Below are 13,145 nucleotides of genomic sequence, written 5' to 3' on the forward strand. Positions count from 1 at the left end.
TGGAGCGATGGATACAGCCCCGTGAAAGCGAGTATCCCACCCAAAAATACCGTAAATGCCCCTAACCAAAGCCGGGGATGGGCTGGCCGCCCCAGAAAGGCGCGCAACCCATCCGTCAGAAGGGCCGGGCCGAGAAAGCCTATGGCAAACCCGGCAATCCGCCAACCATCGGAATCCACCCGCTCCGCATAACCTTCGAGCAGCATAACCAGCGGCATAACCGCAAAGGCAATGCCCCATTGGGTCGGAAAAACCCAATCGGGCTTGACATAGCGAATGAGCAAAAAAGCGGCGGCGCAGGACCACATCATGGCCGTGTGGAGAAAAATGAGCGATGCCGGGTCCAACATGCCGCGGCTCCTTGGGGTCACAGAATAGAGAGGTTAACGCCGATCCTACATACGCGTGCAGCCGTCGTCACGCTGAACCTTAAAGCTATCGCATGCTATCGTATTTCACTTATGCTGGCGCAGGCTGCACGCCGAACCGCTGCGCCTCAACCCCGTTGCGGCCCCGGCGTTTTACTTCATAGAGGGCAACGTCGGCCCGCTTTACCAAGCTTTGGGGCGTCTCCAGCCCCGTTTCGGCGCAGGCGACGCCGAAGCTTCCCGACAGGCGGATGGTTTCCCCGGCTCCACTCAGGGCGAGGCCCCGCAAGCGCTCCAGAACCCGGCGGGCGATTTCTGTTGCGTCAGCCAACTGGGTTTCGGGCAGAAGAATGGCAAACTCATCGCCCCCCAGGCGCGCCAGAATATCGCTGGGGCGCACAATACTGCGGGCGCAATCGGCGACCCCGCGTAAGGCAATATCCCCCATATCATGCCCGTGGGTATCGTTAATCGATTTGAAATGATCGATATCGAACAGAATCACCGAAACCGGCTGGCCTGCCTGCGCATAGTCCTGCAAAGCCCGGTCAAGCGCCCGATCAAACACGCGGCGGGTTGCAAGCCCGGTCAGAACGTCGCTGCGCGCCTCGCGCCCGACCTGGGCGGCAAAGCGTTCGGCCACTAGAATCACGCAGCCGATGGCGGCAATCATCCCGATGGCGGTGGCGGCGAGGACCAGAAATGTCATGTCGCCTGAATCGGGGGGGCCTGCCCCCACCAGCAATTGCCCCAGGTGAACGGCAATGGCCAGAACCGGCGCGAACCCAAAGGTTCCAATGAAGCGCCGCCCCAGCGGGTGATCGTCGGGCGACAGGCGGCGGCTAAGGATAAGGCCGTAAACACCGATCCCCGCGGTAAAGGCCTGAAAAACCAGCACGCGCCCCAAAAGATTGGGGGTAATGAGCGTGAAAGCGATAATCCCGAGGCTAAACAGCGAGAAACCGACCAGCCACCGGCGCGGACGGGCTGGAAGGCGCAAGAATAGCCGCACGCCATCGGCCAAAAGGGCGGGGCCGATGAAGCCGAGGGCAAAACCGAGTAGGCGCAACCCATCGGAATTGCTCTGTTCTGCATAGCCGCCGATCAGCATCACCATCGGCATGACCCCGAAGGCGAGCGGCCAATGACCGGGGAAACCCCAGCCGGTTTCGACCCGTTGGATCAACAGAAAGGCGACAGCGCACGACCACATCATGGCCGTGTGCAGGACGATCAGCGAGGCCGGGTCCAACATCTCCATAAGTCCTTGGCGTGTGCAGTGCCACATAAGCCTACACAGGCCGGAGGCTTTCGTCATCCCGAACCCGCTACTCCGCTTTCGGTTTTACGATCCACTCATGGGCGGGGTCATTCTTGAAGCGCCACTGCCGCAGCGGCCCGGCCATGACGTTGAGATAATAAAGATCGTAACCGTGAGGCGCGCCGACCGGGTGGTAGCCGCGCGGCACCATCACGCAGTCGCCATTTTCCACGGCAAAGGTTTCGTCGATGTCGCGCGCGTCGGTATAGACGCGTTGAAAGGCGAACCCCTGGGGCGGATTGAGGCGGTGATAATAGGTTTCCTCCAGAAAAGTTTCCTGGGGGAAGGAATCTTGATCGTGCTTATGGGGCGGGTAGGAGGACCAATTGCCGCCGGGCGTAATAACTTCCACGACCAGCAGGCTTTCAGCCGGTTCGGTATCGGGAAGAATATTGTAAACAAGGCGGCGGTTGCTGCCCTGGCCGCGCTCCTCGAACCCGACATGATCGGGTCGGATCAAGCGCGCGGGAAACTCTCCCGTCGCCGGGGCTGAGCAAACGGCGAGTTCCAAATCGCTCTCTGCCGTCACAGTAAACTCTGCCTGAGCGGGCACATAGACCGAATAGGGCTTACCGTCGAAGGGCGAGGCTCGGCCACCGATTTTCGAGAAAGTCTCCCCGCCTGCGGTAACCGTGGCGAACCCCGCGAGCAGCACAAGGCACACCTCACGGTCTTCCGTGGCTTCGGTGAGGCTTTGGCCGGGGGCGAGGCGGAAAACCTCGAACCCAACGTATTTCCAGCCCGCGCTTTGCGGCGTGACCGATAGAACCCGGCCCATCGCGTCGGGCGTGCCGGTTTTTACGCGAAGATCAGCCATGTTTATCCTCTTTCCCCGCGCGCCGCGCCGGTTTCAAGAAAAGCTCCCAGGCACAAAGCGCCGCCGCGCCCAGCGCCAGCGTGGCCCAAAACGGCTCCCCCCAAAAACTCTCCACCGCGATCCAACCAACGCAAATCAGCAGGATCAGCAGACGCACCCAGAAGGGTTCGAGCCACGGGGGGAGAGGTTTACTCATAAAAGGCCAGCCCCTTCGGCAAAGCGTTTCAAATTGGCGTGGCCGAGCTTAGCATAGGTGAGGGGATTCGCCTTCTCCGGGTCTTGCTCGGCTTCGACGACCAGCCAGCCTGCATAACCAGGAAGTTCCCTCAGCACCGCGGCGAAATCAACGCACCCGTCGCCCGGCACGGTGAAGACGCCCTCGACCACCGCATCGAGAAAGCTCGTGTCGCGCGCTTTCACGCTCTCCATCACCGCCCGGCGCACATCCTTGCAATGCACATGGTGAATGCGCGCCCGGTAGCGTTTGGCGAGCGCCACCGGATCGGCCCCGGCAAAGGTGGCATGGCCCGCATCCAGCAGCAGCCCAACAGAGGGGCCGGTTGCCGCCATGAAGGCATCGATATCAGCTTCGCTCTCAATCACCGTGCCCATATGGTGATGATAGACGAGTGTTAAACCCTCCGCCGCGACGGCGTCCGCCACCTGGGTTACGCGCTTGCCGAATTCCGCCCAATCGCCCGGTGCGAGCTTGGGGCGGGCGGACAGTGGCTTGCTCTGGTCGCCGTGAATGGCGTTGGAGGTTTCGGCGAAAATCAGCACCGAACAGCCCATCGCCTTGAGTAAATCTAGATGCGGGCGGATGGCCTCAAGTTCGGCGGCCGCATCGCGCACTAGGAGTTCCGAGGAGTACCAGCCCGAGACGAGCGCAATATCGTGCTGGCGCAAGATCGTTTTCAGCGGCCCCGCCGCGCGCGGGAACTTATGCCCCAACTCGATGCCGGTGAAGCCCGCTTGCCGCGCTTCGGTAAGGCAGGTTTCCAGCGGGGTTGCGCCGCCAAGGGCGCGCAGATCGTCATTCGACCAGGCAATCGGGTTGGTGCCGAGACGCACGGACATGTGTTAAACTCCTAACTTCTGAGCGCCGATTTTCTCGGCATAAACGGCATGGGCCGCCTGAACTTCGGCGCGCGGTGAGACCTGCGGAACCGCGACATCCCACCAATGGCCCCCGGCTTGCGTCGAGACCTGCGGGTCGGTATCGATGACGATAACGCTACTGCGGCTATGGCTGCGCGCGGCTTTCAGCGCTGCTTCCAATTCGGTGAGGGAGGAGACTTTCACCGCAATCGCCCCCAGGCTTTCGGCATGGGCGCGGAAATCGATCTCCGGCAGCGTGGCGTGCTTCGTGTCCTGCAGCAGATTGTTGAACGGCGCGCCGCCCGTACCCTTTTGCAGGCGGTTGATGCAGCCGAAGCCGCGATTATCGAGCACTACCAGCGTTAGTTTCAGCCCGAGCATCACCGAGGTGGCGAGTTCGGAATTCATCATCAGGTAAGAGCCGTCGCCGACCATGACGATCACCTCGCGGTCGGGCCGCGCCAGCTTGACGCCCAGCCCCCCCGCGATTTCATAACCCATGCAGGAAAAACCATATTCCAGGTGATAGGTGCCGGGTTCGGACGCATTCCAAAGCTTATGCAACTCGCCCGGCAAGCCCCCCGCCGCGCAAACAACGATATCCTGCGGGGTTCCCGCCCGCTGCACGGCCCCGATCACCTGGGCGTCGGTCGGGAGGGCGTTCGTGTTCGGATCGGCGAGAACGGCTGTAGCCGCTTGGGTCCATATGGCTTTTGCGGTAGCGAGCGCGTCCGTCCAGCCTTTCGGGGCCGTATAGGGCGCGAGGGCCTTCGTAAGCTCCTTCAGACCCTCTTTAGCATCAGCGACGAGCGGCTCAGCATTATGCTTGCCCGCGTCGAAGGGCTGCACATTCAGGCCGATGATCCGGCGGTTGGGGTTCTTGAACAGCGCCCACGATCCCGTCGTGAAATCCTGCAAGCGCGTTCCGAGAGCGAGAATCACATCGGCCTTTTCGGCGGCGTCATTGGCGGCGCTGGTGCCGGTCACACCAATAGCGCCGAGGTTTAGCGGATGATCGTAGGGCAGGGCGCTTTTCCCGGCCTGGGTTTCGGCGACGGGAATGTGATGGGTCTCGGCGAACTGGCGCAGGCGCGCGGTCGCCTCGGCATAGTGAACGCCGCCGCCTGCGATAATCAGCGGCGCTTTCGCCGCCCGCAGCAGTGCAACCGCCGCCTCAAGCTCGGCGCGGTCGGGGCGGGGGCGGCGCGGCGTCCAGAGTTTTTCCGCAAAGAAGCTTTCGGGATAGTCGAAAGCTTCCGCCTGCACATCCTGACAAAAAGCGAGGGTAACGGGGCCGCAGTCGGCGGGGTCGGTCAGTACTTGCAGGGCGCGGGGCAGGGCGGTGAGAAGCTGTTCGGGGCGCTGAATCCGGTCGTAGAAGCGGCTCACCGGGCGGAAGCAATCATTCGCCGAAACCGTGGCGTCGCCGAAATCTTCCACCTGCTGCAACACCGGGTCGGGCCGCCGATTGGCGAACACATCGCCGGGCAAAAACAGCACCGGCAGCCGGTTGACGTGGGCAAGGGCCGCCGCCGTCACCATATTCAGCGCGCCGGGGCCGATGGAGGAGGTACAGGCCATCATCCGCCGCCGGTTCTGCGCCTTGGCGTAGGCAATCGCCGCATGGGCCATGCCCTGTTCGTTATGGGCGCGGTAGGTCGGCAGCGCGTCTTGCACGCCGTAGAGCGCCTCGCCCAGCCCGGCGACATTGCCATGCCCGAAGATCGCCCAAACGCCGGCGAAAATCGGCACGCTTGCGCCATCGATCTCGGTTTTCTGGGCCGCGAGGTAGCGCACCAGCGCTTGCGCCGCCGTGAGACGGATGTGAGACATGATCCTCCCTATCCCTTTTTTAGGCGGCGGCTTTGCGCGCCAGATTAGCTTGCCAAGCCTCGGTGAGCCGGGCGAAGCGTTGGGCCATATCGGCAATTGCCGCAGCATCGTCGATTGTGCCCGAAAGCCAGGCTTCTGCCGCCGCCGCAAAAATCGTTCGGCCCACGGCAAAGCCGCGCACCAGCGGGCTTGCGGCGGCAACTTCGAAGGCGGCGAGCAACTCTTCCTCCGGCGCTTCCAGTCCCAGCAGCACGACACCCCGGCAGAGCGGATCGCGGGTGCGGATGGTCGCATCGATCCGCGCCCAGGCTTGGGCGGAAACCTGCGGCTCCAGCTTCCACCAATCGGGTTTGATGTCGAGATCATAAAGCCGGTCCATGACCCGCGCGACCGTATCATCGTGCAGGGGGCCGTGCTTGCCCGCGATGATTTCGACCAGAAACTCGCGCCCCACCCGGCGGCTGGCGTCACGCAGGGCGAGCAGCCGTTCTTCCTGCTGCGCTTTCAGATCCTCGGGATCGTCGGGATGGTAGAAGCACAGGCATTTAACCACCTGATCCACCGGCCATTCGATGAGATGCGAGCCCAAATCGCCGCCGACTTCAAAGGTGAGCGGGCGGGAGCCGGGCTTTTCCACCGGGCGGCCGATCCAAAAACCCTGCGCTGCCGCGTCGAACAGCGCGGTTCGGCCATAGGTTCCGTCCAGCAGCATGCCGAAGCCCGTGCGGCCTGCGGCGACCTGGGCCGCCGCCGCGACCGCAAGCCGCTTGAACGGCTCGATACGGGTGCGCGGCACGCCCAAACGGTCGGCCAATTCTTCGAACTGGGCGCGGTGATCGATGGCGAGCGCCATCAGCGTTTCCGGCTGTGGGCGGCGCGTAGTGGCCCAATGCAGATGGTTCAGCGCCGCATCCTTGCGCAAAGCGCGCTGCGGGCTGCCTTCCTGCAAGAAAAACTGCAACTCCGGCCAGGTTGGGATTTCCGGCGAGCAGAGCAGGCGCGAGACGGCGAAAGCGCCGCAGGCGTTCGCATAGGTGCAGCAGGTTTCCAAGGGTTCGCCCTTGAGCCAGCCGCGCAGGAAGCCCGACATAAAGGCATCGCCCGCGCCGAGCACATTATAAACTTCAATCGGAAAGCCCGCACCGCGAATGCCCTGGTCCAGATCGTCCGGAATCGCGCCGGGGAAGACAACGCAGCCCATCGGCCCGCGTTTCAGCACCAGCGTTGCGGCGGTAAGGGCACGGACGGCGCGCAAGGCGGCTCCCACCTCTTCGTGTCCGCCCGCAATACGGAACTCCTCTTCCGTCCCGACGATCAAATCGCAGTCGGGCAGGATCGGCTGTACCTGCTGCGTCACGCGCTGGCTGGCGATATAGCGCGCATCGCCCGCGCCATGCCCGGCGAGCCCCCAAAGGTTGGGGCGGTAGTCGATATCGAACACCAGTTTTCGACCGGAGGCTTTAGCGGCGCGTAAGGCTTTGCTCGTCGCGGCGCGCACAGTTTCGGTGGAAAGATGCGTGCCGGTTATCACCAGGGCTCCTGCCGAGGCGATGAAAGTGGGGTCGATATCCGCCTCGCACAGGGCCATATCGGCGCAATTATCGCGGTAGAAAATCAGCGGAAACTGGTGCTCATCCTGCACCCCCAGCAACACGAGTGCGGTCAGACGGGCGGGATCGGTCACGATGCCTCGCGTGCTGACCCCTTCGCGCTGCAATTGCTCCTGAATAAACCGGCCCATCGGCTCAGCGCCCACGCGGGTAATAAGGGCGGAGCGCAGCCCTAACCGGGCGGTGCCGATGGCGATATTAGCGGGGCACCCGCCGACGGCTTTGGCGAAACTGGCGGTATCTTCCAAACGGCAGCCGATCTGTTGACCGTAAAGGTCCACGGAGGCTCTGCCAAGGGTGATAACGTCCAAAATCTGTGGTTCAGTCATGGGAGCAATTCGTTCCAAGGGTGAGGGCGGTTTCTAGGCGCGGAAAAGCGCCTGCCGTCTCTTGCGAGAATGAAACACTTATTCTATTATCGTGTCAAATCAGAATTTATCTTCTGCATTGCCACAAAATGAGGAAACGTAAGAGCATGGTCTCCCTAGCCGTCTTGGGCGCTGGTCGCATCGGTCAAATCCACGCGCGCAATATTGCCGCCAATGGCCGCGTAACACTGCTGGGCGTTTTTGATGTCGATGGCGCTGCGGCGCAAAAACTTGCGGCGGCCTGCGGCTCCAAAGTGATCGATCTAGAGGCGGCTTTCACCGCCGACGCCATCGTCATCTGCACGCCGACCGATACCCACGCCGATTTGATCGAACGCGCCGCGAAGGCCGGAAAAGCCGTATTCTGCGAAAAGCCGGTGGACCTGTCGCAAGAGCGCGTCCGCACCTGCCTCGCCGTTGTGAAAGCCGCTGGAATTAAGCTGATGGTTGGCTTCAACCGGAGGTTCGACCCCAGCTTCCAGGCGCTGCAAACCCGGCTCGTGGGCGGCGAAATCGGCAATCTCGAACTGCTGACCATCCTCAGCCGCGACCCGGCCCCGCCGCCGGTCTCCTATATCGCCCGCTCGGGCGGGTTGTTCCGCGACATGATGATTCACGATCTCGATATGGCGCGCTTCCTGCTCGGGGAAGAGCCCGTGGACGTCTATGCGGTTGGCTCGGCTCTGGTCGACCCTGCTATCGGGGAAGCGGGCGATGTCGATACCGCCGCCGTCACCCTGCGCACCGCCAGCGGCAAGATCTGCCAAATCTCCAACTCGCGCCGCGCCACCTATGGCTACGATCAGCGCATCGAAGCCCACGGCAGCAAAGGCCTGCTGCGCGCCGGAAATATGACCCAGACCACAGTCGAATCCGCCACCGCCGCCGGTTTCACCACCGATCCGGCCCTGCCGTTCTTCCTGGAGCGCTACGCCAGCGCCTACCGCGCCGAACTCGACGCCTTTATCGATGCCTTGGTAGACGGGAAGCCGATCTCCCCGGACGGAACGGACGGGCTGAAATCCTTGGTCTTGGCTGATGCGGCTGCGGAGTCGGTGAAGAGTGGATTGCCGGTGAAGGTTTCGCTTTAGGGGGGGGCGGGGCAAAGCCCCGCTTCATCCTCATTCCGTCGAGAGTGCATCCTCGACCGCCTGCGGGTTGCGATCGATGACGGTTAGATAGGCGCGCGCCGATTGATCGGGCTTGCGGCGGCCCTGTTCCCACTCTTGCACGGTTCGGGCCGGAAAACGGAAGCGTCGGGCGAATTGTTCCCGCGATAGCCCCAACCGCGTGCGCAGGGCGCGCACGTCGATGTCGGGCAAGGCTTCGATTCGATGGGTCGCTACGGGCACAAGCGTGCCTTCGGCAATTGCGAGGGCCTCGCCCATCGCCGCAATCAGATCATCGCCGATGGCATTTTTACTCATGGTTTCCTCCGGGCTTTTGCGGCCGTTTTAACTGCGGCGGCGAGGCTAGCAAGCATCTTGGTTTGCTCCGGCGTTAGATCACTTTGTTCGCCCTTGCCATAAACCAGCAGAGCATAAAGCGGGTTATCGGCGTCGAAGAAGTAATAGATCACCCGGACGCCGCCGGATTTACCCTTTCCTTGGGCCGCAAACCGAATCTTTCGCACCCCGCCCGTTCCCGGTATTTCGTCGCCGATATCCGCATTCGCTGCGAGAAAGGCGATCAATTCCTGCCGTTCTTCGAGCGATAGGAGCTTTTCCGCGCGCCGGGCGAAGATCTGGGTTTCCACGACAGTGATGAAGCGGCGATGCATTGTTGGAAATTTGCGTCATTGCTGTGGTCTTGTCAATTTCAAGATGCGGCATTGACGCAGTTATATCGCTGCGGAACCCTTGATCCGCCTCACGCCCCCGCGCGCTTCTCCGCCGTCGCCACCGCTAAAGCCATCGCCAGGCAGAGGGTTGCGGCGAGGGAGCGGAAGGCACCGAAGTCGGTTTCGGCGACTTCAAGCCAGACCTTTGCGATGGGTGCGAGGGGGCTGAAGGCGCTGTCGGTGATGGCGAGGATGGGCACGCCGCGCCGCCCGATGAGGGTCGTCATTTCCACCGTGCTGGGGGTGTAGGGCGTGAAGCTAATGGCGATGAGGGCGTCGTCAGGCTCGATGAAACCGGCTTGCTCGGGCAGCAGTGCACCAAGATTATCCAATAAAATAAAACGGATACCGAGTTTCCCAAAGGCGTAAGCGAGATAGCTTGCGACGGGAAAAGCCCGCCGTTGACCGAGGATATAGACGGTCTTGGCTCCCGCCAGCAGGTCCACTGCCGCGTTTAAATCGGGTTCCGACACGCGCTCGCGCAGGCGCAGCAGCGAATCCATCGCGGTTTGGGCAAAGCCATCGAGTAGATGAACCGGGCCGCCCTCATCGGCGCTGGTGCTGCGCAGCCCTTGCAGGCGTTCGGCATAGTCGGGCCAGCGGTCGCGCAGGCGCGAGCGGAATATTTGTTGCAGATCGGAAAAGCCCGAATAGCCCAAGGATTGCGCGAAGCGGATGAGGGTGGAGGGCTGCACGTCGGCTTTCCCGGCGATTTCGGCCACCGTGTTGAGCGCCATATCGTCCGGGCTTTCCAGCGCAAAGCGGGCCACTTGGGCGAGGCGTTTCGGGAATTGATCCCGCCGCTCCAAAATCCGATCGCGCAAACCCTCGAAACTCTCGGGTGCGCTGCTGCTGGTTGCATCGACCGTCATGGCATGTCCTTTCCGTTCCTGCGTGTCCCAATTTGACTTGACAGGCATTTCATTCTTAGCATAAACAGAATAAATATTTCAAAATAAACCAGAACGATCCGATCATTCCGAAAATGGATCGCCAACCTCAGGAGGAAACAATGGTCTCTCTCACGCGTAAACTCGCCTATGGAATTCTTACCGCCTCGGCGCTGCTCTGCGGTGCCACCGCCCAGGCGGCGGGCGAGCGTTTTGTTCTCATCAGCCATGCGCCGGATTCCGATAGCTGGTGGAACACCATCAAAACGGCGATCAAGGAAGCCGGTCAGCACTTGTCCGTCACCGTCGAATACCGCAATCCGCCTACGGGTGATTTGGCCGATATGGCGCGGATCGTGGAGCAGGCGGCGGCCTCCAATCCCAATGGCATTATCGTCACCATTGCGGATTTCGATGTGTTGCGCGGGCCGATTACGAATGCGGTTAAGAAGGGCATCCCTGTCGTTACCATTAATTCCGGCACGCAGGAACAGTCGGCCCGCCTGGGCGCGCTGATGCACGTGGGCCAGCCCGAATATGATGCCGGTTTTGGCGCGGGCAAAAAGGCCAAGGATGCGGGCGTCAAGAGCTTCCTCTGCGTCAATCATTACATCACCAATCCGGCCTCGGTGGAGCGCTGCAAGGGGTTTGCCGACGCTATCGGCACGCCGCTTGGCAATCAGATGATCGATTCGGGTATGGACCCGTCGGAAGTGGAAAATAAGGTTGCTGCCTATTTGAAGGCGAACCCGACCACGGGCGGCATTCTGGCCTTGGGGCCGAATTCGGCCCATCCGACCATTCGCGCGCTGGAGAAGACTCAACAGGCGGGCAAAATGTTCTTCGGCACCTTCGATCTGTCGCCGGAAATCGCCAAGGCGATTAAAGACGGCACGATCAATTTCGCCATCGACCAGCAGCCCTATCTGCAAGGCTATCTGCCGGTGATGGCGCTGACCTTGAACGCGCGTTATGGCGTGTTTCCCGGCAATAACATCAACTCCGGCCCCGGCTTCGTGACCAAGGCGACGGTGGCGCAGGTCGAAAAACTGGCGGGCGAGTACCGCTAGCCTTAAGGCGCGTTCGCGCGCCCTGGCCCCCATGAGGAGAAAGCCCGTGGGGGCGTTTCAGGAGGATTAGGCTTTCTGGTGGTTCTCTTATCTCCCCGTCTGCCTTGGGGCGTGGCCCATGCTGCGCCCCCTTTTTCCGCGAGGCCGGGGAGTTTTGCTCCAAAGGAGTTTCCCGTGATGAGCGTTGGCGACGCGCCTAAAATGGTGCCCAACAGCCCGCACCCCCTTCCCGCAACCCCGAAAGGCCCCGCAACCCCGAAAGGTGACGAGCGCGTGCGCCGCGTGGGCCGGGTGTCGCGCCTGCTGAACCGCCCGGAACTAGGGGCCGTGTCGGGGTTGGTGCTGGTTTTCGTGTTTTTCGCCTTTACGGCGGGCAGTTCGGGCATGTTTGCCGCCGATGGGGTCATGAACTGGCTCACGGTTTCGGCCCAGCTTGGCATTTTGGCCATCGGCGCGAGCCTGCTGATGATTGCGGGCGAGTTTGATCTGTCTATCGGGTCGATGATCGGCTTTGCTGGAATGATGATCGCTATTCCTGCCAGCTTCTTCGGCGTGCCGATTTGGCTGTGCCTGATTTTCGCTTTTGCGGGGGCGCTGGCGGTTGGCTTTTTGAACGGCTTGATCGTGATTCGCACGGGCCTGCCGTCCTTCATCGTCTCGCTGGCGTTTTTGTTCATTCTGCGCGGGCTGACACTGGCACTCTCAATCTTCTTTACCAACCGCACGATTGTCGGCGGGCTGCGCGAGAAGGCGGAGAGCGATTGGTTGGCCCCGCTGTTCGGCGGGCGCGTTGGTGGGGCCTTCTTCCGGCAGTTGGCCGAGTGGAAGCTGATCGGCACCTATCCTGATGGCGCGCCGGTGGTGGCCGGGCTGCCGATGGTCGTCGTCTGGTGGCTCATTTTGGCTGTGATTGGCGGTTGGGTGTTAACCCGTACCCGCGTCGGCAATTGGATTTTCGCCTCGGGGGGCGATGCGAATGCGGCGCGCAATGTGGGCGTGCCGGTGACGAAGGTGAAAATCGGCCTGTTCATGGCAACGGCGGTCTGCGCCACGATTTATGCCGCGTGTCAGGTGATGGAATTCGGCTCGGCGGCGGCGGATCGCGGCCTGCTGAAGGAGTTCGAGGCGATTATTGCGGCGGTGATCGGCGGCAGCCTTTTAACCGGCGGCTATGGTTCCGTCATCGGGGCCTGCTTCGGGGCGCTGATTTTCGGCGTGGTGCAGCAGGGGATTTTCTTCGCCGGATGGAACAGCGATTGGTTCCGCGTGTTCCTGGGCGTGATGCTGCTGATCGCGGTGATCTTCAACAATTACATTCGCCGTAAAGTCACCGGGGAGCGCTAATCATGGCATCATCGACCCCGATCATCGAGGTTCGGGACCTCCATAAATATTTTGCCTCGGTGATTGCGCTGTCCGGCATCTCGATGGCCGTGCATCCGGGCGAAGTTCTCTGCCTCTTGGGCGATAATGGCGCGGGCAAATCAACGCTGATTAAAACGCTCTCAGGGGTACATAAGCCCACCTCCGGGCAGTTTTTGGTCGAAGGCACGCCGGTTCTGTTCGGCTCACCGCGCGATGCGCTCGATGCCGGGATCGCCACGGTCTACCAAGACCTCGCCATGATCCCGCTGATGTCGATTACGCGGAACTTCTTCATGGGACGCGAGCCGGTCAAAGGGTTCTGGCCGTTCAAGCAGATCGATTTCGAGCATGCCGACCGGGTGGCGCGCGACGAAATGCGGCGCATCGGGATTGATATTCGGGACCCGCAACAGGCGGTCGGCACGCTTTCGGGCGGCGAGCGCCAGTGCCTTGCGATTGCCCGCGCGGTCCATTTTGGCGCGAAAGTGCTGATTTTGGACGAGCCGACCTCAGCGCTCGGCGTCGCACAAACCTCGATGGTGCTGAAATACATCTATCAGGTCCG

14 protein-coding genes are annotated in these 13,145 nt (G+C 61.8%); 4 read left to right on the forward strand and 10 right to left on the reverse strand.

All coding sequences use genetic code 11. From position 1 onward, the window contains the following. The 7 genes from ACIQ36_RS12265 to iolC form a co-directional block, all read right to left on the reverse strand. Positions 1-350 (reverse strand): hypothetical protein (locus tag ACIQ36_RS12265; protein WP_395829617.1); only part of this gene is annotated, 350 nt, incomplete at its 3' end. Positions 351-459: 109 nt separating this feature from the next. Next, positions 460-1,623: a diguanylate cyclase gene (locus ACIQ36_RS12270; RefSeq protein WP_395829619.1), complete on the reverse strand. Its 1,164-nt coding sequence runs from the start codon at positions 1,621-1,623 to the stop codon at positions 460-462. 73 nt (positions 1,624-1,696) lie between these two features. After that, a complete protein-coding gene (gene iolB / locus ACIQ36_RS12275) occupies positions 1,697-2,506 on the reverse strand; it encodes a 5-deoxy-glucuronate isomerase (RefSeq protein ID WP_395829621.1) in 810 nt (269 codons plus the stop codon). Further along, positions 2,499-2,702 (reverse strand): hypothetical protein, encoded by a 204-nt coding sequence (locus tag ACIQ36_RS12280; RefSeq protein WP_395829623.1) that lies wholly within the window; start codon positions 2,700-2,702, stop codon positions 2,499-2,501. The genes iolB and ACIQ36_RS12280 overlap by 8 nt, the downstream gene beginning before the upstream one ends. Further along, positions 2,699-3,583 carry a myo-inosose-2 dehydratase gene (iolE, locus tag ACIQ36_RS12285; protein ID WP_395829625.1) on the reverse strand — a complete coding sequence of 295 codons (885 nt, stop codon included), beginning with the start codon at positions 3,581-3,583 and terminating at the stop codon, positions 2,699-2,701. The genes ACIQ36_RS12280 and iolE overlap by 4 nt, the downstream gene beginning before the upstream one ends. 3 nt (positions 3,584-3,586) lie before the next feature. After that, positions 3,587-5,437, reverse strand: a complete 1,851-nt coding sequence (gene iolD, locus ACIQ36_RS12290) for a 3D-(3,5/4)-trihydroxycyclohexane-1,2-dione acylhydrolase (decyclizing) (RefSeq protein WP_395829627.1) — start codon at positions 5,435-5,437, stop codon at positions 3,587-3,589. A 19-nt stretch (positions 5,438-5,456) separates the two neighbouring features. Further along, positions 5,457-7,376: a 5-dehydro-2-deoxygluconokinase gene (gene iolC, locus ACIQ36_RS12295; protein ID WP_395829629.1), complete on the reverse strand. Its 1,920-nt coding sequence runs from the start codon at positions 7,374-7,376 to the stop codon at positions 5,457-5,459. A gap of 146 nt (positions 7,377-7,522) precedes the next feature. Here iolC and iolG point away from each other — a divergent pair, with 146 nt between their 5' ends. Then, on the forward strand, positions 7,523-8,506 hold the full coding sequence (iolG, locus tag ACIQ36_RS12300; RefSeq protein ID WP_395829631.1) for an inositol 2-dehydrogenase: 984 nt from the start codon (positions 7,523-7,525) through the stop codon (positions 8,504-8,506). A 30-nt stretch (positions 8,507-8,536) separates the two neighbouring features. Here iolG and ACIQ36_RS12305 read toward each other — a convergent pair whose 3' ends face one another. The 3 genes from ACIQ36_RS12305 to ACIQ36_RS12315 all read right to left on the reverse strand — a co-directional run bounded on the left by ACIQ36_RS12305 (position 8,537) and on the right by ACIQ36_RS12315 (position 10,127). Beyond that, complete coding sequence (locus tag ACIQ36_RS12305; protein WP_395829633.1) at positions 8,537-8,842, reverse strand: helix-turn-helix domain-containing protein; 306 nt, start codon at positions 8,840-8,842, stop codon at positions 8,537-8,539. Next, positions 8,839-9,195, reverse strand: a complete 357-nt coding sequence (locus ACIQ36_RS12310; RefSeq protein WP_395829635.1) for a type II toxin-antitoxin system RelE/ParE family toxin — start codon at positions 9,193-9,195, stop codon at positions 8,839-8,841. The genes ACIQ36_RS12305 and ACIQ36_RS12310 overlap by 4 nt, the downstream gene beginning before the upstream one ends. An 89-nt stretch (positions 9,196-9,284) precedes the next feature. Continuing rightward, the gene (locus ACIQ36_RS12315; RefSeq protein ID WP_395829637.1) at positions 9,285-10,127 is read right to left on the reverse strand and encodes a MurR/RpiR family transcriptional regulator; all 843 of its coding nucleotides are present in this window, start codon (positions 10,125-10,127) and stop codon (positions 9,285-9,287) included. 140 nt (positions 10,128-10,267) lie between these two features. Here ACIQ36_RS12315 and ACIQ36_RS12320 point away from each other — a divergent pair, with 140 nt between their 5' ends. From ACIQ36_RS12320 to ACIQ36_RS12330, 3 genes are all read left to right on the forward strand, one after another. Next, complete coding sequence (locus tag ACIQ36_RS12320; protein WP_395829639.1) at positions 10,268-11,215, forward strand: sugar ABC transporter substrate-binding protein; 948 nt, start codon at positions 10,268-10,270, stop codon at positions 11,213-11,215. Between the two features lie 177 nt (positions 11,216-11,392). Continuing rightward, positions 11,393-12,559 (forward strand): ABC transporter permease, encoded by a 1,167-nt coding sequence (locus tag ACIQ36_RS12325; protein WP_395829641.1) that lies wholly within the window; start codon positions 11,393-11,395, stop codon positions 12,557-12,559. A gap of 2 nt (positions 12,560-12,561) precedes the next feature. Beyond that, the coding region (locus tag ACIQ36_RS12330) for an ATP-binding cassette domain-containing protein (protein WP_395829643.1) at positions 12,562-13,145 on the forward strand (584 nt) is incomplete at its 3' end.

The organism is Elstera sp. (genome assembly GCF_044372965.1).
Classification (GTDB): domain Bacteria; phylum Pseudomonadota; class Alphaproteobacteria; order Elsterales; family Elsteraceae; genus Elstera.